The sequence below is a fragment of the Candidatus Uabimicrobium helgolandensis genome (genome assembly GCF_041508025.1).
GTDB classification, from domain to species: domain Bacteria; phylum Planctomycetota; class Uabimicrobiia; order Uabimicrobiales; family Uabimicrobiaceae; genus Uabimicrobium; species Uabimicrobium helgolandensis.
On the sequence record NZ_CP165719.1, the window covers coordinates 7,031,091 to 7,052,700 of the forward strand.

The 21,610-nt window shown below is 35.4% G+C and carries 17 protein-coding genes; 11 read left to right on the forward strand and 6 right to left on the reverse strand.

Annotated elements, in window-relative coordinates; translation table 11 throughout:
- Positions 1-442: 442 nt before the first annotated feature.
- Genes UABHE_RS26095 through UABHE_RS26110 form a run of 4 tightly spaced genes read right to left on the reverse strand, consistent with a single transcriptional unit; the run spans position 443 to position 7,236 of the window.
- Positions 443-2,734 (reverse strand): hypothetical protein, encoded by a 2,292-nt coding sequence (locus UABHE_RS26095; RefSeq protein WP_372366246.1) that lies wholly within the window; start codon positions 2,732-2,734, stop codon positions 443-445.
- Positions 2,734-3,561: a hypothetical protein gene (locus UABHE_RS26100; protein ID WP_372366247.1), complete on the reverse strand. Its 828-nt coding sequence runs from the start codon at positions 3,559-3,561 to the stop codon at positions 2,734-2,736. Before UABHE_RS26100 ends, UABHE_RS26095 begins: the two co-directional genes overlap by 1 nt.
- Positions 3,558-5,573, reverse strand: a complete 2,016-nt coding sequence (locus tag UABHE_RS26105; RefSeq protein ID WP_372366248.1) for a cyclic nucleotide-binding domain-containing protein — start codon at positions 5,571-5,573, stop codon at positions 3,558-3,560. The genes UABHE_RS26100 and UABHE_RS26105 overlap by 4 nt, the downstream gene beginning before the upstream one ends.
- Before the next feature lie 34 nt (positions 5,574-5,607).
- Entirely contained in the window at positions 5,608-7,236 is a 1,629-nt protein-coding gene (locus tag UABHE_RS26110; RefSeq protein ID WP_372366249.1) for an FHA domain-containing protein, read from the reverse strand.
- 323 nt (positions 7,237-7,559) lie between these two features.
- On the opposite strand from UABHE_RS26110, the gene UABHE_RS26115 reads away from it, so the two are divergent.
- The 9 genes from UABHE_RS26115 to UABHE_RS26155 all read left to right on the forward strand — a co-directional run bounded on the left by UABHE_RS26115 (position 7,560) and on the right by UABHE_RS26155 (position 17,752).
- Complete coding sequence (locus UABHE_RS26115) at positions 7,560-9,326, forward strand: serine/threonine protein kinase (protein WP_372366250.1); 1,767 nt, start codon at positions 7,560-7,562, stop codon at positions 9,324-9,326.
- A gap of 73 nt (positions 9,327-9,399) precedes the next feature.
- On the forward strand, positions 9,400-10,197 hold the full coding sequence (locus tag UABHE_RS26120) for a tetratricopeptide repeat protein (RefSeq protein ID WP_372366251.1): 798 nt from the start codon (positions 9,400-9,402) through the stop codon (positions 10,195-10,197).
- A gap of 8 nt (positions 10,198-10,205) precedes the next feature.
- The gene (locus UABHE_RS26125) at positions 10,206-10,931 is read left to right on the forward strand and encodes a HEAT repeat domain-containing protein (RefSeq protein ID WP_372366252.1); all 726 of its coding nucleotides are present in this window, start codon (positions 10,206-10,208) and stop codon (positions 10,929-10,931) included.
- 85 nt (positions 10,932-11,016) lie between these two features.
- Positions 11,017-12,255, forward strand: coding sequence for a serine hydroxymethyltransferase (glyA, locus tag UABHE_RS26130; protein ID WP_372366253.1), 1,239 nt, complete (start codon positions 11,017-11,019; stop codon positions 12,253-12,255).
- 12 nt (positions 12,256-12,267) lie between these two features.
- Positions 12,268-12,702, forward strand: a complete 435-nt coding sequence (locus UABHE_RS26135; protein ID WP_372366254.1) for a hypothetical protein — start codon at positions 12,268-12,270, stop codon at positions 12,700-12,702.
- Between the two features lie 286 nt (positions 12,703-12,988).
- Positions 12,989-14,407 carry a hypothetical protein gene (locus tag UABHE_RS26140; protein WP_372366255.1) on the forward strand — a complete coding sequence of 473 codons (1,419 nt, stop codon included), beginning with the start codon at positions 12,989-12,991 and terminating at the stop codon, positions 14,405-14,407.
- A 103-nt stretch (positions 14,408-14,510) separates the two neighbouring features.
- Complete coding sequence (gene lysA / locus UABHE_RS26145) at positions 14,511-15,740, forward strand: diaminopimelate decarboxylase (RefSeq protein ID WP_372366256.1); 1,230 nt, start codon at positions 14,511-14,513, stop codon at positions 15,738-15,740.
- A complete protein-coding gene (locus UABHE_RS26150; protein WP_372366257.1) occupies positions 15,737-16,954 on the forward strand; it encodes a leucine-rich repeat domain-containing protein in 1,218 nt (405 codons plus the stop codon). Before lysA ends, UABHE_RS26150 begins: the two co-directional genes overlap by 4 nt.
- A 258-nt stretch (positions 16,955-17,212) precedes the next feature.
- Positions 17,213-17,752: a hypothetical protein gene (locus UABHE_RS26155; RefSeq protein ID WP_372366258.1), complete on the forward strand. Its 540-nt coding sequence runs from the start codon at positions 17,213-17,215 to the stop codon at positions 17,750-17,752.
- 524 nt (positions 17,753-18,276) lie between these two features.
- Here the strand turns inward: UABHE_RS26155 and UABHE_RS26160 are convergent.
- Positions 18,277-18,510 carry a hypothetical protein gene (locus UABHE_RS26160; RefSeq protein ID WP_372366259.1) on the reverse strand — a complete coding sequence of 78 codons (234 nt, stop codon included), beginning with the start codon at positions 18,508-18,510 and terminating at the stop codon, positions 18,277-18,279.
- A gap of 252 nt (positions 18,511-18,762) precedes the next feature.
- On the opposite strand from UABHE_RS26160, the gene UABHE_RS26165 reads away from it, so the two are divergent.
- On the forward strand, positions 18,763-19,428 hold the full coding sequence (locus UABHE_RS26165) for a hypothetical protein (RefSeq protein WP_372366260.1): 666 nt from the start codon (positions 18,763-18,765) through the stop codon (positions 19,426-19,428).
- 10 nt (positions 19,429-19,438) lie between these two features.
- On the forward strand, positions 19,439-20,473 hold the full coding sequence (gene hemH, locus UABHE_RS26170) for a ferrochelatase (protein WP_372366261.1): 1,035 nt from the start codon (positions 19,439-19,441) through the stop codon (positions 20,471-20,473).
- Positions 20,474-21,175: 702 nt separating this feature from the next.
- Here hemH and UABHE_RS26175 read toward each other — a convergent pair.
- On the reverse strand, positions 21,176-21,601 hold the full coding sequence (locus tag UABHE_RS26175) for a SufE family protein (RefSeq protein ID WP_372366262.1): 426 nt from the start codon (positions 21,599-21,601) through the stop codon (positions 21,176-21,178).
- Positions 21,602-21,610 lie beyond the last annotated feature (9 nt).

Below are 21,610 nucleotides of genomic sequence, written 5' to 3' on the forward strand. Positions count from 1 at the left end.
ATACAAGTATTTACTTAGTAAAATACAGCATCAAATTAATGCGTACCAAAAGTGGAGGATTATTTTACTCTGCTAGGGCGTGTCATCATTCAAAATATTGTGTGTTTTTTCGAGCCCGAGCCCGTTTGCGAGCCCGTTTCCGAAACTTTCACTAACAATTTATCAAAGAAGCAAAGTTTCTTTTTCCATCGCAAAAAACTAGTATTGAACCAATAAATCACTTTCTGTCGCTCTCAAAAAGTTTTCGGGCGCGGGTTCGCAAACGGGCTCGGGCTCAATACTACTGGCGTATCATTAAATGAATCCGTTATATTTTTATCTGTATTGAATGATGACACGCCCTAAATAAACAAAGTAAAAAAGAAAAGAATAGCGGTAACAATAGGGAAGTTAGTAGGAGTGAGATAGTAAAAGGATGAGGTTTTCACCTCATCCTTTTTTTTTATTTCTTCGCTACTTCTTTTTGAGGTAATATGCCCTGCATTTTGTTTTTGAAGTGACGAATAGATACCTTTTTCTTAATTTCTTCGATAGTTGTATTTAGCGCTGGTGCAAAAGGTGTAACGTGATAATTGTGACATAGAGTACAATTGTCTCCCGCTCTACTTTTCACGTGGCACTGACTACAAAGGTCTTTTTTCATAAATTCGAAGTTGCTCATAAATTTATGAGGATCTTTATTTTCATAAATTTTATTATACTTATCTTTTACAAATAAATCGTGCTTTTCACCTTCAACAGGCATTGTCTTCTTTAATGTATGACATTTTACACATCCTACATCATCAAGTAATGCTAGGTGAGGTGCATGAGAAAAGCGATTAAATCGTCCTTGGTTAGAAGGTTTATTTGGTTTCCAGTTGATTTTCCATACCGCATCTTTATCTTCAGATTTATCGATACTGTGACACTTTACACAACGATTAAGCGCTTGGAAAACATAGTGAGTATTTCCTTGAACCTCATCCTCTTTGTTTTCGTCGTCTTTGTTGTATGAGCGTGCCATCAACTCTAACCAGGTCTTCATAACTGTGTCGCCGTGCTTTGCAGGTCTATACTTTAAAGTATATTCACTAAAATACCACCCTGTTGGCAATTCTTTTTCTTCAAATTCGAAAGCGCTAAATCGTTGTTTGCGTTTCGGATTAATAGGAGGAAGAACGCGCGCTTGAACAACTTGTAGCATATCAGCTACATTTGGAAATAGATTCTTCAAAGTCTCATTATCAACTGAAATCTTCAGAATTTTTTCCAATCGTTCTTTTAGTGCTGAAGTATCTTCCTTAGCGATTTCATCACACAGTCCCTGAATCATAGAAACATAAGCATTGATCGCCTTTATTTCATTTTTTTCTTCATCAGCTGGCGATTCAGCAACAATGTCAGATATCCATGTCTCAAGATATTCACTAAGATCTTGATCTTCAAATGCCTTTTCTTTCGATAACAACATACGCATAAAATCTGTTGCTTCTCCTGTGTCTTCTTCATCCACAGATGGCCATTTATTAAATTTAGGGCGCATTCTAAATTTCTTAGACTGCGCATAAAAATCTTCCATTAAAAAGCCAGGAAAGCGAATAACTGGAATATCCTCATCTTGTTTCAAGATATCTTTTTCGTGGCACTGAATGCATGTTTGTTCAAACGTTTTTACAACCATCAAATGCTCACCTTCATCAAGCTTGTGACAAGCATTGCATTTGTTGGGAATATTTTTCATACCTTCGTTTTTCTTTTGCTTAAAATATTCACCAAAGTGTGTTGTATGATCAAACATAATACGCGTGCGACGTTCGTAAGGAAAATGGTCAAACATCGGGTGTCCGTGTGCAAAACTTGAAAACTTAATTGAATGGCATGTTTGACATTGTTCATTTGTCAATTTTGTTAAGTTATAATCGCGACCATGGTGTTCACGGTGACAAGTAGAACAAGCAACTTGATGATATTTATTTTTACCATCTACAACTTCTTTTACTACTTCGCGACTAGCCAAACTAGTGACAAAAGATTTTTTCATATTTGTAAAATCAGCAAGAGGGAACAACTCGACACTATCTTTTTTCTTACTCACTTTTTCTGTAGAACTTTGCAAGCGTTCATCTGAAATACCATGAATGCGAAGTGCAAAAGACTCTGCTTCTTTACCCCTTTTATCACCTTGTTGACGGTGACAATCAAGACATTTGTGACTTTCACTAAGCTTTGAATTATGCCCAGCAAATGCTTCACCCACCCAAGCTAAAGCATCACCCTTACCAGCCGTATGACATATAGAGCAGTCATCCTGGCCTTCAAGTTTTGCAGTAATTGCGCTGTGAGGAGCTGTTAAACTTCCAGGAGAAGCAAAACTAGTAGTGTAAATTCCAAATAAGAAAATAAAAAGCGTAGCAACAGCAGTCATTGCAAAATACAACGCAACACGCCCTCTTTTAGCTCGATGGCTAAGTTTCGGCTGGCACACAGGAATTTGTCGACAGCAAACACCTGTCGGAGATGGTCCATTTTCACAAGCTCCACCCAAACTCTTAGGACGTGCGCACTTCCAACGATCTTCATCTTTCCAAGGTGTACACTCTAAAAGTTTATCATTAACTGCACGACATCGTCCTTTAGTATCAGGACCTACGTGGCATGGACATCCATGCTCTAAACGTCCGCATACCCATTTTTGATTTGGACGTTCATAGTGACTTTTATCAAAGTCAAATATCTGTAGTTTTTTCGTCATTACATTCCTCCTCCATGGAAGGCATATGCTAAGATGCCATGAACAAAAGAAAATACTAACAAAGCATATGTTACAGGTATGTGAAAAAACAACCACCCTTTTAACATCAATTGATGTGCATATTGATAGTCGAGATTGTCTTTAGTTTCAATGAAAGAAACTATTTCTTGTAGAACTTCTTTTTCATCACCATTCAAGTAACGCTCAACAACATCAACCTCATTTTTTAGCTTGCGCATAGGTGTATGAGATTCAAATAAATGTTTAATAATATTTTTCGGTTTACTAAAATATCCATGCAGTTTATTAAGATAAAATTCACTTAAAGTTGTCGAATTTGTTTCCTCTATGCTATCAAACACTAACTTCTCTACTTCATCTTTGATATTTTTACGAAAAATAGGAATTCTCTCGTATAGAACGGTCTCTCCTTTGCGAGTCATGAGACGCGGACTACGGCGTGTGACAAAAATGCCGAGTATTCCACTACCAACAACGGCAAAGAACAGAATAAAAAGGATACACTCAAACAATCCATTTGGTATATGAAAATTTACATGTAGGACAAACATAAATATAGTAAAAAGACCTACGTACAAATGGAATTGTAGCCAAAAAGCTGAGGTACCTAAAAAAGGTAAGAACGGAAATTTTTTACGCATGTTATACAATGTTAAAAATATCATACAACCCGCAAGAATCCATCCCGTATAGAAATTTGTTGGTTTTAAAGAAGCCTGCCATACACTATATGCGAAGTAAAATACAACACATACAAGAGTAAGCAGAATTAAATTTTGTGTTCTTCTTGAAGCAAACGTTTTCATCGGCTAATCCAATTTGCTAAGGTTTCCAAATTACTCATATCTATTCGTTTTAGTGCATCATGAGGACATGCTCTTTGACATGCAGGACCTCCCAGTTGATCTACGCAAAGATCGCATTTTGTTGCTTTTACAATAGGTTTATTCGTTTCATTTTCAAGAATAAAGTTTCCTGAAGAATCGCGAATTTCAACCATGCGTATATTGTTATAAGGGCAACTATTTGCACAAGTTGCGCACCCGATACAAGTAATATCATTAACAATAACTTGTCCTTGTAGAGCATCGCGGTGAATAGCTCCTGTTGGACAACCAAGCATACATACTGGATCAGCGCAGTGCATACATGCGTTTGCAATCATAACCTGGTCAACTTGAGGGCCATGACGCAAAAATTTTGGGTTGTTATCGTGAGCTGCTGCACAAGCACGAACACAATCGTCGCAACGCGTACAACGTTCAAGATTAATCATCATTGTGGCTGTACCATTGATAAAACGATTTTCCACTAAAAATTCCATCAAATGACTACCTATTTTCTCTAATTGCTCTGTATTATCCTTGGCTGCGCGACTTTTTGAAGCTTTAGAAGGATCAATTAAATCAGGCAAATCTTGTGGTGGAAGAGATGGTAAAACGACATCTTCCATTATTTTTGTAGGAATAACAAGTACATCTGTATAACCAACAGCCCGTAGACTTTTTTGAAAACAAACTTGTTTTTTACTTCTCCAGTTATGTGCGATCTCTTCTAAACCGTATACATGTCCCCCTCCTAAGTAAGCAAGAGTTTTATGTCCATGTCCGTATTTTTGACTTAAACGCGCAAACCCAGAGCGAATCATATATACTCCGGAAGGATAATCTCCTTCTTGAGCAATAACAGGTTCTTTACCAATACCACGCTTAGCGGCTTTTTTGAAATCTCGGTTCCACTCAAAATCACCAAAAGTCTCAAAAATTGTATTTTGCACAATTAAATCAAGTTGTTCCGCTGAAAGATTGCGAAACATTGGTGTTTCTTGGATTTGAAATCGCAGGTTGTTTTGGCGATATATTTTATCGATATGTTCTTTTAATTCTTTAGCACGTTTACGTATATCACGCAAACCTTGCCAGCGAATTTCTACAAGCTCAATATCTTCGCTTGCTACAACTGTCGCTGTACGCGGCGTACGACTCATTGCAGCAATTTCTCCAAAAATCTGCCCAGCAACTAAACTAGCTGTATTATATTTATCAAATACACTAGGTATTCCCTGTAAAGTTATACGGTTATTACGTTTACCTTTTTTCTTGCTAGCACCACCTTGGTATATTTTGGTGTTGCGCACCTCTGGCATTTTTGGGTTTTTCCACAACTGAGCTATTGCGCTCAAAACACTTTTACTCTTTTTCTTACTGCGTCCTAAAAGAGCTGGTGGAAGACCTTGCCTTCCTTTTCCTAGTACAACTTTTACTGAACCCTGAAGGATAAAGAAAGCAGAGTTTCCGTAGTCGCCTTCGCGAATAATAATATCCCCAGAATTGTATTTGACAATACGAGCATCATTACGCAAGATACCTTTAAGCGGTGCGGCAGCTGTAAATGCACTTTCATCAATATCTTTAAATGGTGCGTGCGTAAGGATATAGTCTACTTTTTCATCAGACATATCTTCGCCGTATGGTACCGCCCAACGTTTCGGTCGACTGATAGATACAGCAACAACTTTTTCTTCTCCAGGTTCGCGTATAGTAACTTTTATTGTGAATGGTTCAATGGTAATAACATCACCATCACTTAGCACACTAGAATCAATGCTTTCTTCACCCACAAGAATTTCACTGTGTTCGGACATTTTTGTCAGTACGTAGCCATCACGTTGCAATTCAATATTAGCATGCTTACGTGAAATACCTCCCATACTCAAAACAACATCGTTTTGAGGTAAACGACCGATATTGATTTTGTCTTTAGTAAAGTCAAATTCGCCGAACGTTTCTTTTCCTTTTTTTACAACTAATTGGATCATAATCTGTAGGCATCCTTGAAAGAAAAGTTAAAAACTATGCATCTACCACTATATCGCCTTTAGGTTCACCAATACAAGTATAACAAGTACCAGCTTCCGGCGGATCGCTTGGATCACTAACATAGTTTACTTCACCAGATTTTAGAGCAATGACACATGCACCGCAGTTACCTGCACGACAACCGGATTCCATTGCAACACCATTAGCTTCTCCCAATTCAAGAATAGTTCCACTACCAGGTGTCCAATCAACAGTTTGGTCTGATTTAGCAAATTTGACTTTAACAGCAGGAGCACCGCCAGCAGCTGGCGCAGCTTCAGCAGGTTTTGCTTTTTTAACAGAAGCAGGTCCGAACGCTTCGTAGTGAACGTTTTTAGAAGGTACGCCCCACTCGTCTAAACCACCGACAACTGACTCCATCATTGGGCCAGGACCACACATATAGTAATCATAGTTGCTAGAAGGCAGTAAACGCTTAAACAGGTCTACGCTAACACGTTCTTTGTGCTGGTAGTCTCTTCCTTTTACATCTTCATCAGTTGGTCTACTATAACAAACATGTAAACGTACATGGTCATTTTCCAAAGCAATAGACTCTAAATACTCTTTAAAAACATGTTCTTGGCCATTGCGTAAACCGTAAAAAAACCAAGTTTCTCTTTTAGATTTTCTATCAAGAATAGTATTCAGCATACTCAAACAAGGTGTAATTCCAACTCCACCAGCAATAAGAACAATAGGAGTTTGTTTATCCATGTCGAGGAAGAATTTTCCACCTGGAGCCTTAACATCAATAATATCACCTTCTTGCACATGATCATGCCAGAAATGTGAAGCTAACCCAGGACTTTTGTCCTTACGGAAGTGGCGCTTAATAGATACGCGGTAATAATCTAATTTAGGACTATCCGATAAAGAATAACAACGAACAGGTGGCTTAGTTTCACCAGGAATTTTAAACTGAAAAGTTAAATATTGGCCTGGATCAAAAGATGGCAAAGGGCGTCCATCGTGCGGACTAAGGTAAAACGAACAAATACCACTTCCTGAACCTTGTTGTGCTTCTCCAGCAGGTAAACTTACTTTGAATGGTACATCTCCAAAAACCAAATCATCATCATGCTTCAACTTTACATGAACTTCTGCTTTAAGTTTTTCTCCGTTAAGGGTTGTACCATTTGTACTAAAATCATCGACAACAAATAACTCATTTCGACGACACATAATACGTGCGTGTTTTCCACTAACAGTACTGTGGACAACCTGAATGTCTGTATCTTTAGTACGACCAACAACCATTTCCTCTATCTTCACTTCATATTCTTTGTTTTCATCTGTGCGAGTAAGGTATGGTCCTTTTGGTTTTTGTTTTCCTTCATGTTGCTTTTTCTTTACCACAAATTTACGAAAACCATTCCAACCAAGAGTAGCTGTCTCTTGCTGATATTGTTTTATTTTCGCTGTTTGCAACTTTGTTTTTAAAACTTCCATTTCGAGATTGTGCTGCTTTAACTCGTTTGCACTTCTCTTGAGAGAACCTAGAAAGTAGAGCGAAATCTGCATTGTCACTAATACTACAACAGCAAGACCAATAAGACCGATTATAGTCCCAGAGTGCTCTACAATTTGTTCTAATACACCTGTTTCTAAAATAAAACCCATAGTATTTTAGCGTAGTTTATGAGAAAATCTCTAAACTACAAACTCCTTATGAAATGACTATATTTTTTACACATATGCTATTTTAGAAATAAACATTTTTAATTTTCTAGTGAATTTGTAATATTTTATATTATTATCATATACAAAAAATTTGACTATTGCAAGGAATTATCTCATCGTGAATGGTAAGTTATTTCATGCTTTTACAAGATGAGTAGTTACATGCAGTGATTTTTTTTTGACACCCTTAGCGTAGTCTGCTAAAATCAAAAAAAATACAATACTTTAGGTTTTATTTTACAATTTGAGGATGGTACAAGCGCATGGCCAATAATCCCGAATTTTTTGGACAAATCGCTATTCGCAAAAATTTTGTTAGTCTTGAACAGTTAGATAAATGCCTTCGCCTCCAAAAAAGAATGCATCCACCGTTGCGAATTGGAGAAATTCTATTGGAGCAAAAATGTCTATCTCAAGTACAATTAGATGACATTTTATCAGCACAACTAAGGCAACCAGGTAAAGAGGAACTTATTTTAATTGATGACGAGACGCTCGAAAAAACAGTTTTAGTTAAAGGTATTGCTTCAAAAAAACACTTAAAAGAAGCGCGACGTATTCAAACCGCTTTGCAACAAAAACAAGGGCAAAAAAAGAACTTAGCAGAGATTATGTTAGAAAGAAAATTTATTAGCATTACTCAGCTAAGGCGTATTAACAATGCACCAAAGAAAAACGATGAAAACGAAGAGTACCCTAAAATCGAAGGCTACGATATTATTAAAAAAATTCAAAAAGGGGGAATGGGAACTGTATACAAAGCAAGACAAATGAGCATGGATCGTATTATTGCTTTAAAAGTTTTAGCTCCAGAACTTGCAGATGACAAAACCTATGTTGAACGTTTTTTTATTGAGGCAAAAGCTGTTGCTAAATTAAACGACGAAAACATAGTTTCAGGTATTGATGTTGGGCAGTCAAATGGTTATTACTTCTTTGTAATGGAATTAATAAATGGAGAAACTATTCTCAAAATAATGAAACGTGAGAAAATTTTATCTGTACCGTTTGCCTTACAAGTAACATACCAAACAACTAAAGCTTTAGCGCATGCTGCAAAACATAAGATTATTCATCGCGATATAAAGCCTGGTAATATAATGATCAATCTCAATAACGAGATCAAACTTTGCGATTTGGGGTTTGCTAAAACATCAAACATTGATTTACTAACCAAAAAAGGTACAACTCTTGGAACTCCGTATTACATGTCTCCAGAACAATGTAGAGGACTTCAAGATATTGACACACGAAGTGATATTTACTCCTTAGGTGCTACTTTATACCATATGCTAGTAGGCAAAGTTCCTTTTACAGGATCTACAGCCTCAGAAATACTTAAAAAGCACCTAGTTCAAGATTTAGTAATTCCACAAGAACGGCGTGCATCTTTAGGTGAGCATATTTGTCACTTAATTGAAAAAATGATGGCTAAAAAACGCGAAGTTCGCTACTCTACTCCGCAAGATGTAATTGACGAACTAGAACCACTGATGGCTCGTTTTGAAGCGAAAAAGATGATAGTTCTACATCCTAGTGGATGGCCAGGAGCACATGATTTGGCTCTTTTTCTTGCAGAAGGAGCTTTTGTTGAAGGAAACAAAGTTGATTTAGTAAGTGCTGATGATGTAACTTCTGAGCAATTAACAACAGCAGGAGCTATAGTCATTGGTTCAATTGCTACTCCTAACGGCGAACTTCCACCTGAAATCAGAGGTGTTCTTGACATAATGAAACGCTTTCCTAACGATATGCGTGGAAAACTTGGCTCTGCTTTTCTTTCACACGAAGGAGAGGCTGATACAGCAACGAGAAGCAAGCAATTATATCAAATATTGCATGAGTTGTTAGGTATGGGACTCTTGGTAGAAGGTGGCTTTGACAAAATTTTTCAAGGTGAGTCGATAATAGACGATTATGATAGTGAAGGTGCTGAAGAATATCGTAGTTTAGGACGTAAATTAGCAATGACACTGTTAAATTTAACTGCAGGAAAGAAAACTATGCAGAAGTCTTGGGGAACAATATAGGTATAACTAGTTCTCTACAGAAGTTAGGATATACTTCGATACATCAATTTAAAATCTTATCAAGGTGAACGACTTGCAAGAAATAGGACGATTAAAATTTTGTATTTATCTATTATTCACAAGTTGTTTGGGTTGCTCAACACCAACGGTTGATTTTAAAACCGTACAGGGAAAATGGCAAATCTCAAATTCTTGGCAAAATATCAAATCAAAATGCCTATTGCAGGACGCACTGTACAAAGAAAAAGACTCTTATTGGTTGAAGAAGAAATATAAAAAAAATATTTATCTTCAACCAAATGAAGCCGAACATTACTTTTTATATGGTAGACTACTTGGTCTGTTAGAAAAACCCAATGTAGCCATGAGCTTTTTTCATCAGGCTTTAGAACGCGATCCTGAATACTTGTGGGCCCTTTACTCGATAGGAGTTTTACACCTTAAAAAAAAGTCGCATCTCACAGCCCAAATGTTTCTACAAAGATCTATAGATATACATTTTCAATTTACACCTAGTTTAGTAGCCTTAGCAAAATTAAAAATCAGAAAAAATAAATCAGAGGCTCTGTACCTACTATTTTGTGCGGAAGTTTTTTCACCAAAAAACATTGAAATAAAACAACATATTGCAAACGTATTAGCGCTCTTCAACCGTTATGAAGAGTCTCTTGCAAAATATAATGAAATGCACAAAATATCACCAAAAAACACTACCGTTTTAAATGAGTGGAGTAAACTCCTCATAAAATTAAAAAACTATAACGCCGCATTACCTAAATTAAAGAAGCTACATAAATTATTGCCACAAAATAAAAAACGCGCGATGGAGAAAACAATATCTTTAATTATGCATTTGATGAACAAAGAGTAGGGGGTACGATGAAATTACTGATAGGATTATCGATCATTTGCCTGAGTATCTGTTATGGACAAGAAACAAAAGAAGGTGAAAGTCGTCTTGAGCAGTTAGAAAAAAACGTAACCGCTATGCAAGATTTTTTGCATATTGAACTACAAAATTTAAAAAATAGTTTAAAGCAACAAACTAACCGTACATCACAATTACGAAAAAGAAATAATTTTTTATTGAAGAAAATAAAATTTTTAGAGTCTAAAGTAAAGGATCTTGAATCTCAAATTTTACAAAATAAAGTAAAAAGTATTTCGGAAAAACCGTTAGTTGCGGAAAAAAAAATAGAAGAAGTCAAAAGTGATGTTGTATTCCAAAACAAAAAAGTTCGTGCTCTAGCAAAAGAAATGGTTTCACCTAATGCTGATATTAGAATGGGTGCTGTCATCAAACTTGGCAACATAAATCATAAAGAGTCCATAACACTTTTAAATCAAGCGTTAAAAGACAGTAATCCATATGTTAAAGTTTTAGCTTGTAAAGTTGCCGCTAACAAAAATAGCAAACTACTAGTCGAAAATTTATTTCTTTTACTAGGAGATGGAGATACTTCTGTTCGCAAACACGCGAGTCTTGCTTTAGAGAAAATAACAAATACTCAAGTAGGTTTTGACCACAAAAACTCACAGGACACAAGAAACAACAAAATAGTCGAATGGAAAAAGAAGGTCAACTATCCCACAGCCAAAGACTAAGGGAAGGGGCTTCAATTCTAAAATTCGAGATAATGGTACTATAAACTGGTGAGTTTTTGTGATTAATCAGCATGGAAAACATAAAATGAAAAATTTAAATGATACTGATCCTGAAATAGCAAAAGTAATTGCGGATGAACTTAATCGTGAAGAGTTAACTATAGAACTTATTGCATCAGAAAACTTTACAAGTAGTGCTGTATTAAAAACCCAAGGATCGATTTTAACAAATAAATATGCAGAAGGTTACCCTGGAAAACGTTACTATGGTGGATGCGAACATGTTGACGTGGCTGAAAAACTTGCAATAAAGAGAGCAAAAGAATTATTTGGCGCCGAATATGCAAACGTACAACCTCATTCTGGTTCACAAGCCAATATGGGAGTATATCATGCTGTTTTAGACCCAGGGGATACAATCATGGGAATGGATTTATCTCATGGAGGACACCTTACTCATGGGGCTTCAGTCAATTTTTCAGGATACACGTACAACGTAATTCATTATGGTGTTTCAGAAAAAGATGAACTTATTGACTATGACCAAGTACGCGACTTAGCAATCAAAAATAAGCCTAAGTTGATTGTAGTTGGAGCTAGTGCCTATTCACGATTTTTTAAATACGAAACTTTTCGCGAAATTGCAGATGAAATAGAGGCAAAAATTCTTGTGGATATCGCGCACCCCGCTGGTTTAATAGCAGCAGGAATTCATCCATCACCTGTTCCTCACGCAGAATTCGTAACGACAACAACCCATAAAACTCTTCGTGGGCCACGTGGTGGAATGATTTTATCGCGCAAAAAATTTGCACGCGCTATAAAAAAACGTATATTTCCGGGCATTCAAGGTGGTCCTCTTATGCACGTAATCGCAGCCAAAGCGGTCTCGTTTCAAGAAGCCCTACAACCGGAGTTCAAAGAATATCAACAACAAGTTGTCAACAATGCCAAATGCCTTGCGACCTATCTTCAAGAGTATGGCTTTAGAATTGTTTCGGGAGGAACGGACAATCACTTGATGCTTATTGATTTACAAAATAAAAATATTACAGGAAAAGATGCAGAACATGCTTTAGAAAAAGCATATATTACTGTCAATAAAAACACTATTCCATTTGAAAAATTATCACCAATGGTAACAAGTGGTATACGTATAGGAACACCCGCAATGACTACTCGCGGAATGAAAGAACCGCAAATGAAAGTTATTGCAACAATGATCAACAATGTACTCTCAGATATTGAGAGCGAAAGTGTTCAACAAAAAACGCGTAATGAAGTAACAGAACTCTGCCAACAATTCCCTATTTATGTTAACTAATATCGAGAAGCAATGACAACGATTAAACTAACTTTAGAATTATTAGAGAAACTAGATATACAAAGTTCGCGTCTTTTAGGCCTAGCGCAAGACCCTCGCTATTGCGATTTTGTAGAAGAATACGATATCAATCATGTACAGTGTAACCTGTGGCTAGATATATCGCGAATTTTAGCTCATATCTTAGATCGTAATGAATATGAAGATATAGTATGTGATTATGACGAATTTGGCCTGATGGCAAAAAAAATTATGGCCTCTATGGATACAAAATTCATGCATTTAAAACAACTTTTGGCACAATGCGATGTACTCCATGATAATTATGAAATAGGAAAAGTTCTCCATGAATCAATGGAAGATATTCAGGATATATACAAAAGTATTGAAGTAGCAATGTCAAAACTATTAACAAATCCTGATGAAATAAAAAATATTTTTGGTTAAATATCTTTTATTTTTAGGTAATGTTGGCATTTATATTTTTATATAATTTTAGGTATTTCAAGGAGTAGCGAGGCATTTTCAAAGTGCAAAGTTGTACTCTGCAATCGAAAATAACAAGATATATGTCGACACACCCTAATTTATATCTCATAATTTGTAAAAGCCATATACAAACGAAATTTATTTTTTAATTGATAACACGCCCCAATATTGACTATAGAATGTCTATAAACACATTCTATACAATAAATATCCAAAACTTAAAGCCAATAAGGATGGTATCATAATGAGATATATTTTATTTACTTTATTACTATTGTCTATTACATTTGCTGATTCTTTAGAAATCTATCCTAGAAGTGCAAAAATGAAAAGTGGTTCTTCTATACATTTTTCAGTTGTTGCCACTGATCAAGATGGAAATATGTATACACCACAAGGAATCAACTGGATTGCAAGTTATGGCAATGTAAGAGGAGGTATGTACACCGCACCTTCTCAACACGGCAACTACACAGTAACAGCGCGCTGGCGCGGCTATACCGCTACTGCAAATATCAAAATCAAAAGACCACAAAACACAATAAAATCAATAGTTATTACTCCAAGAAATCAAAAAGTAGAAATCAACAGAGGAGTCTATTTTAAAGCTATTGCCTACGACCATTATAACCGAGAAGTACCGCTAAGAGCAGCAAAATGGTGGGCTGACGGAGGAAAAATTGACCAAAATGGTTACTATCGCGCAAGCTATCGTCCAGGCCGCTACACCGTTTGGGTTCAAGATACTTACAGTGGACTTAAAGCTTCAACTAGCGTCGAAATTTTTCGCAAAGTAGTTCAACCTCCACGACTTCATCACATAGCAATCACTCCACGCAACCAAAGAATAGGAGTTGGTGCTTATGTACAACTTAAAGCCATTGGTTATGATAGCTATAATAGACCTGTGTCATTTACTCCAAAATGGTGGTGTGATGGTGGAACAGTTAGTGCGAATGGTTATTATCAAGCGCCTAATCGCCCAGGTTACTACAAAGTTTGGGTCCAAGACAACTACGGTATAAAAACATCTACAACAGTTGAAGTAATTAGAAGTACAATTCCTCACAATCCACCAAGCCATGGTAGTCACATATACAAAATAGTGATTACACCGCGCAATCAACGAATAGCTGTTGGTAAAGGTGTGTATCTCAAAGCCATTGCTTACGACAAATATGATCGTGTTGTAAATTTCAGAGGAAAATGGTGGTGCGATGGTGGAACGATCAACGAAAATGGTTACTATCAAGCTGGATATAAACCTGGTACCTACACAGTTTGGGTCCAAGATAATCGTAGTCGTGTAAAAGCATCTACAAATGTCACAATTCTAAGAAATACTGTGCCGCCATATAATCCGCCGCAACATGGTGGGAAAGCGCGCATTGAAGTTACTCACTGGGACGTCAATAAAGGTAATTTGTTTAGCCGTTCACGCGTAAGAGTTAAATTTACTGTGCATGGTAAAAAAGCTCACAAGGTTGCTTTATTTGGAATCTACCCAACAGGAAAAGTTGTTGAACTAAGATCTGCCTCTTGTTCTAACGGTGAGAACCTACATTTTAGAGAAAAATATTCCTATAACATTAGTCGTTTAGAATTGCGCGTATATAATTCTTGGGACAAAGAAATAGCAAAATATAGCGGCAGTGGTCGTTAATCTTTAAAGATTGAAATCGCAGACCATTTTATCTATTATTAAAAAGATAAAATGGTCTTTTTTTATGTACCAAATTTGAATGATATAACAACGGAGATTGACAGTGACAAGCAAAGAAATACAAGGAATTTCGTTTTTTCATTTAGCTAAAAAATATAAAACACCACTATATATTTACGACACCAGTATTATAAAACAGCGTTTCGAGCAATTGCAAAAAGCGCTATCTCCTATTCCACATAAAATAAAATATGCCTGCAAAGCACTTTCAAACATCCACATTTTACGATTACTCAATAATTGGGGATGCGGCCTAGACTGTGTATCTCTAAATGAAATTGCTATTGGATTGAAATCAGGGTTTTCATCAGACAACATTATTTTTACACCAAATAGCGTTTCTTTTTCAGAAATACAACAAGCATATGAACAAAATATTACCTTAAATATTGATAGTATTACCGCACTCGAAAAGTTTGCCAACTACTATCCTGAAGGAAAATGCTCTCTGCGCTTTAATCCTGATATTACAGCTGGAGGAAACAGCTCTATCCAAACAGGACATAAATTTTCTAAATTTGGTATCGCCAAAGAACAAATAAATAATGTTGTAGAAATCATTCAAAAATCAAACATTAAAATTACTGGACTTCACATTCACACAGGTTCTGGAATTTCAAACCCCGAAGTTTTCATACAAATGTTAGATACACTTTGCCAATTATCTAAAAAATTTCCACATTTAAGTTTTCTGGATATTGGTGGTGGTTTCAAAGTAGCTTACAAAAAAGATGATAAATTTATTGATATTGAACTCTTAGCCGACAAAATAGTCCCTGAAATGAAAAAAATTTCACACGAATACGGTAGACCTCTTGAGTTATGGTGTGAACCGGGAAAATATCTTGTGAGCGAGTGTGGTTACCTTCTGGCAACAGTCAATCAAGTGAAACATAATGGTGAACGTACTTTTGCGGGCATAAATTCAGGAAAAAATCACTTACTGCGTCCCATGCTCTACAATGCACACCATGAAATTATCAATATTTCAAATCCCGATGCTGAAAAAAAAACCTACGATGTTGTAGGCTATATTTGCGAAGAAGATACATTTGCACGGCAGAGAAACATAGAAAAAATTCGCGAAGGCGATTTGCTTTGTATATGTAACGCTGGTGCCTATGGATACAGTATGAGTTCAAACTACAATTCTCGATGTCGTCCTGCAGAAGTAATGGTGTACCAAGGTAAAGATTTTCTTATTCGCCAACGCGAATCACTAGACGACTTACTACGTAATCAAGATTTTGACCCTTTTGCGAGTGAACTATGAACTACACAAAAAAACTCATGCAAAAAATTTCTCAATATTTAAATGAACCTGAGCAAACAAAAGAAGCGCAATTAAGTAATTGTCAGCTAAACTCTTTCCCTGAACATTTACTAAAATGCAACTACTTAGAAAAACTCATTCTCGATGAGAATTTTATCGAAAGCTGTCCAGAGCAAATCAAAAAATTACAAAAACTAAAAATACTTAGTTTAAATTTTAATCAAATAGAAAATCTTCCTCAAGAAATCGGTTCATTAATCAATTTACAAATTCTTAATTTGGGATGGAACCAACAAAGTACATTTTCTTATGAAATACCATCTTTACAAGAACTAAATATTGCCAACAATCGCTTTGACTCTCTACCTCAAGCGATAACACAACTTCAAAAACTACAAAAACTCTACCTACGCAGTAATCGTTTACAGTTTTTATCATCAAAGATAGAAAATCTAAGTAACTTATCGCTTCTAGACATTGCAAATAATCAACTACAGCACATAGAAACCGATTTTTCTTCTTTTCACAAACTACAAAATCTAAATCTTAACAACAATTTACTAGAAGAATTTGAAGTCAACAATGATTCTCTGCAAACTTTATCTGTAAACAGAAATAGTTTAAACTCATGTTCTATTCAAGCAAAAAAAATTATATCTATTGGTTTAGAACATAATCAATTAACAACGAGTAACCTACAAATATCACCAACATCCTATTTGCGCATACTACGCGTTAGTAACAACCCTCTCCAATATCTACCAACAGAGATAAACCAATTTTCTGAATTAATTGAATTATATGCAAATAATTGCCACCTCCAAAATATAGAGCATTTACAACATTTACCAAAATTAGAAATGTTAAATTTAGAGCACAACACTTTGCAACAATTATCTTTTGACCTACCACAGTTAAAAATTTTATTTGTAAATCATAACAACATCAATAATCTCTCTACTGAATTTTACCAAAGTAAAAATTTACGCTACTGTTATTTACGTAATAATTCATTAGAAAAAATTTCCAATGACATTAGAAATTTTGTACAATTAGAAGAATTAGATCTAAGTAACAATAAAATCTCGACTCTACCAAACGCAATAGAAAACTTAAAAAACCTACGGTATTTATACTTAGAAAAAAATTCTCTACCAAAAACAGAAAAACAAAAAATAAGCGCTCTACTACCACACACGTATATCTCTTTTTAGAAGATTACTACTATTGCCTGCAAAAAACTTTAGATCTAAGAGCCTGTTACAAAATTAATTGAGGGTGAAAAATTTGGGCATTTTAGCTTCTAATAAGGCATTTTTTTAGCGTAAAGTAGTAATTTTATAATAAAAAAATAACGAAATTCGAAGTTAAAAGGAACAATTTTGCACCTTAAAATAATTTTATAACAGGCTCTAAAAACAATAAAAGCTACGCAACACTCAACTTTGCAATTGTCAGTTAAAGGAAATACAATGCTACTAAAAGAACTATTTGAAATTGGCGAAGAACTAGAACTGCGTAATGCACGCATGTATGCACACTTCTCTTTACTTCATGGCGACGATGAAAGAATTTCGCAAACTTGGGAACAGATGAGTACAGACGAATGGCAACATTATATACTGTTAAACTTTTGCAAAGGTCTATGCCAAAATTGCGAACAACTAGACAAGCCTGCGCCCGAAATTAGTAGTATAGGATTACAAGAAACGCGCGATATCTTAGATGCGGGAGAGAAGAAACTACAAAGTGGTGTAATGACTTTAAATGAATGTTTTGAAGCGTCTATTGCCTTAGAACAAGGTGAAACTGACAATATATTTCATAATCTTGTCAATGTATCAAAACAAGTAGCACAACAATTTCACAACATTCAGGCTTTTAACAAAATCAAAAAAGCAGAGAAAAAAGCAGAGAACCACACCGACCGCCTACTACAAGCAGTTAAAAAATTTGCTAATTCACCTGATTTGTTGAGACAAGCGCAAAAAAAACTATCAAATCATAAATAAAGAAAAGAAAAAAACAGTTGTATTTAGGGCGTGTGATCATTCAAAATATTGTGTGTTTTTTCGAGCCCGAGCCCGTTTCCGAAACTTTCACTAACAATTTATCAAAGAAGCAAAGTTTCTTTTTCCATCGCAAAAAACTAGTATTGAACCAATAAATCACTTTCTGTCGCTCTCAAAAAGTTTTCGGGCGCGGGCTCGCAAACGGGCTCGGGCTCAATACAGAAAATATTTTTCAGTTTGTCGAAATCAACAATACATTGACGATTGGACATTTGATTTTACAAAAGACGAGTTTACAAATTGCGAAATGGACAAAATTGAAAGCGTGACAATGTTTTTTTTCTACAAAGGAAAGTCTACTTTGTTTATATAAAAAAAATACATGGTTCCTCAAAAAGTTGTTTTACCTTCTAAACAACTTTTTTTATCAAAGCACAAACAAAGACATATATTAACTTAAGGAACCATTAATTTTTTCTCTCAAATAATTATCTTCTTTCCTTTATATACAACAACATATGATTTTATCGTTGGTAAATAGCATAAAGGAAAATAATTAGAGGAATATAAACAAGTGTAGGTAAAAGCATTACGCGTATATAACCAAACTGTTGGATAAAAACAGCCATAGAAGGATTTAAGTCTACAAGATCCTGTATTTCTAACGCAACACCTAAAATCGATAATAAATAGTAAATTGTATATATACTCACACCAATCATTGCATTTCTTGCTGCAATCCGCAAATTAATCTTCATAAGTCCTCCTTAAATACTAACATATATAACAAATAATCCTTACGAATGAAACCAAAGAAAATTTTATCACAAAATAAGCGAAGTGTATTCGCATGCCTTAAACGCACTAAAATTTTTCTTTGAAAAATTGTTGAATGTTTTAGCGCTTTATTTTATCTTTATGGGGACGTATTGCAATTATGTTAAATAATATCGAACAGTAAGTATTACATAATCGCAATCTATGATTAACATACTAGAAAGGAAATAGTCATGAAAGTACTATTTATCTCTGAATTAGCGAGCGTGTGGATTGAAATATTTGGGGCCATTTGTGTTTTATCAATTGGTTGGTTATGGGGACGCTGGAAATCAGGCGTCGCGTGGAAACAAAAAAGATTTACCAATAGAGTAGTATTATCCTTAAATTCTTTGACTTTTCGCGAAGTTGAGAAAGAGGGAAAGACAACTAAAAAACCTGCACTACAACTGCGAACAATTTTCGAACGAGATGCGATTTATGTATTTCAAAATGAAATTATGGCAGATATACTAAATAGATGTGTAAAACAAGTACAACCAAGTGACTGCTTAGTGCATTTTGCCAAAGAAGACTCTTGGTACATGCTCAACGCTATACTAAATCAGATAGGCGAGAGATTTTCTGATGGGATTTTGAAAAAAGACATGGGAATGCCTGTAGAAACCAAATGGTATACCTTTTGTGTTACATACGAGCTTGATGGTGCAATTCGTACTCACAAACCAAGGGTTATGATGATGGAAAAAGAAGCTTTTAGCAATTTTCCAGATGAAGATCCTCAAAATTTCATCTTAGAAGCAGAAACACATACAACTCGTGTAAAAACTTTACAACATTTGAAAAGACAACAAGAAAAATATCCACATTTATTTATGGATATACAACTAAGTTTTTAAGGGAAGCAAGATGGATACAACAAACACAAACGGAATCTTACTGGTTAACTTAGGAACGCCAAATTCAACAAAGGTATCAGATGTCAGGAAATATTTACGTCAATTCTTGATGGACGAGCGCGTTATTGATAAGCCATATTTATTACGTAAATTTGTTGTTGAATGTTTTATCTTGCCAACGCGTCCTAAAGCTTCTGCAGAAGCTTATAAATCTATTTGGTGGGAAGAGGGTTCTCCACTTTTAATTTTGAGTCAAAGATTACAAGAGGCCCTACAAAAAAAACTATCAACTCCTGTAGAACTTGGTATGCGCTATGGTAATCCTTCTGCAGTGACAGCTATTTCTAGTTTAACAAAAAAAGTCACTAACTTAAAAAAAATATTCCTTATTCCTTTGTACCCTCACTATGCAATGTCTAGCTACGAAACTGCTGTTATCGATGTAAAAAATGCTATAAAAAAGTTAAAAATGGATGTAGAACTAGAAATTATGCCACCATACTATCAAAATGAAAAATACATAGATGCTTTACTCGATAGTACAAAGGATTTTTTGAGTTGGGATTACGATCATATACTGTTTAGTTACCACGGTATCCCTGAACGACACTTACATAAGACAGACAAAACAAAAAAGCATTGTTTACAAGTTGACAATTGCTGCCAAGTAGCCTCTCCAGCTCATGAACACTGTTATCGCCACCAAGTAACTAGAACCAGCGAAGAATTCATAAAAAAAGCAAATATTCCAAAAGATAAATATTCCATTTCTTTCCAATCTCGTTTAGGCCGAGATCCTTGGCTTACACCTTACACTGATAAAGAGTTTACTCGACTAGCAGAGTCAGGAGTAAAAAAATTATTACTACTTTCTCCCGCTTTTGTTTCGGACTGTTTGGAAACGTTAGAAGAATTGTGCGTCGAAGGAAAAGAAATTTTTGAAGAAGCAGGTGGTAAAGAACTACGCGTTGTTCCATGTTTAAATGAAAATGAAGTGTGGGTCGATACTTTAGCTTCGTGGTGCAAGGAAAAAGGTTATAACTAAAGATGTCCTAAAAATAAGTAGCGTATCATCATTCAGAGAATAATAGACATCGTTAAAATATCATTGCTTTATATATTGAGTAATAGCAAGCCCGTTCTGAAAACTTTAAAGGTGATTGAAGAGCAGAGTTTTTTGCGAGTTGTAACAAATGTTTATTTATTTGATTAAAAGTTTTGAAATCGCGCTCGGAAAAGCATTTTGAATGATGACCTAGTTTAATGGCCGTCATTCCTGCAAAAGCACATAACTGTCAAATTAAGAAAGTATAATTTTATGCTCTTAACTTGACAGCCATGTGCCAAAACAGGATAAACAAGAGCGAGATTCAACTCTTAATTCAACAATAATTGAACTTCACTCTTTAGAATTCTGAACTTTGGCAGATCATAATAATTTTTCATTAGGGCGTGCCATCATTCAAAATATTGTGTGTTTTTTCGAGCCCGAGCCCGTTTCCGAAACTTTCACTAACAATTTATCAAAGAAGCAAGTTTCTTTTTCCATCGCAAAAAACTAGTATTGAACCAATAAATCACTTTCTGTCGCTCTCAAAAAGTTTTCGGGCGCGGGCTCGCAAACGGGCTCGGGCTCAATACTACTGGCGTATCATTAAATGAATCCGTTATATTTTTATCTGTATTGAATGATGACAGGCCCTAACTAATGATGCCTAGTTAAGTCCAAATCATCCAAAAAATAACACTAATTCTCAACACATGCTTTAGTTACTTCTTGCTTAAGACGTTTCACAAGCCAACTCAAACCATTTAATCGCGTCATACCCAAAACTTGCACTAAACCTAACGAATTTAGTAATGTATTTGGACAATTTAAAGCTTCTTGCGGATCTTTGTCATGAAAAGCTTCCATTAAAAGTGCCACAAAACCACGTACTGTAGGTGATTCTCGCGGAACATCGACAAACATTTGTATTTTCTCATTGTGTATTTCTATCCACAGATGCACTGGTGTCTGACATTCATGCAAACGATTTTGACCTTTATCTCTGGCTTCATGATAACGTTCTGGTAGATCTGGTAAATTTTCAGAGTAATCCATTAATGTATCAAGTTTTTCATCGCGCGACATTTGTTGAAAATCAGTAATAATCTCCTGTAGAGCATTCATAACAATACT

Bases quoted from the DNA above. Each gene is read 5' to 3' on its own strand.
- UABHE_RS26095 (WP_372366246.1), bottom strand. From the start codon at position 2,734: ATGACGAAAAAACTACAGATATTTGACTTTGATAAAAGTCACTATGAA.
- UABHE_RS26100 (WP_372366247.1), bottom strand. From the start codon at position 3,561: ATGAAAACGTTTGCTTCAAGAAGAACACAAAATTTAATTCTGCTTACT.
- UABHE_RS26105 (WP_372366248.1), bottom strand. From the start codon at position 5,573: ATGATCCAATTAGTTGTAAAAAAAGGAAAAGAAACGTTCGGCGAATTT.
- UABHE_RS26110 (WP_372366249.1), bottom strand. From the start codon at position 7,236: ATGGGTTTTATTTTAGAAACAGGTGTATTAGAACAAATTGTAGAGCAC.
- UABHE_RS26115 (WP_372366250.1), top strand. From the start codon at position 7,560: ATGGCCAATAATCCCGAATTTTTTGGACAAATCGCTATTCGCAAAAAT.
- UABHE_RS26125 (WP_372366252.1), top strand. From the start codon at position 10,206: ATGAAATTACTGATAGGATTATCGATCATTTGCCTGAGTATCTGTTAT.
- glyA (WP_372366253.1), top strand. From the start codon at position 11,017: ATGAAAAATTTAAATGATACTGATCCTGAAATAGCAAAAGTAATTGCG.
- UABHE_RS26135 (WP_372366254.1), top strand. From the start codon at position 12,268: ATGACAACGATTAAACTAACTTTAGAATTATTAGAGAAACTAGATATA.
- UABHE_RS26140 (WP_372366255.1), top strand. From the start codon at position 12,989: ATGAGATATATTTTATTTACTTTATTACTATTGTCTATTACATTTGCT.
- UABHE_RS26150 (WP_372366257.1), top strand. From the start codon at position 15,737: ATGAACTACACAAAAAAACTCATGCAAAAAATTTCTCAATATTTAAAT.
- UABHE_RS26155 (WP_372366258.1), top strand. From the start codon at position 17,213: ATGCTACTAAAAGAACTATTTGAAATTGGCGAAGAACTAGAACTGCGT.
- UABHE_RS26160 (WP_372366259.1), bottom strand. From the start codon at position 18,510: ATGAAGATTAATTTGCGGATTGCAGCAAGAAATGCAATGATTGGTGTG.
- UABHE_RS26165 (WP_372366260.1), top strand. From the start codon at position 18,763: ATGAAAGTACTATTTATCTCTGAATTAGCGAGCGTGTGGATTGAAATA.
- hemH (WP_372366261.1), top strand. From the start codon at position 19,439: ATGGATACAACAAACACAAACGGAATCTTACTGGTTAACTTAGGAACG.
- UABHE_RS26175 (WP_372366262.1), bottom strand. From the start codon at position 21,601: ATGAATGCTCTACAGGAGATTATTACTGATTTTCAACAAATGTCGCGC.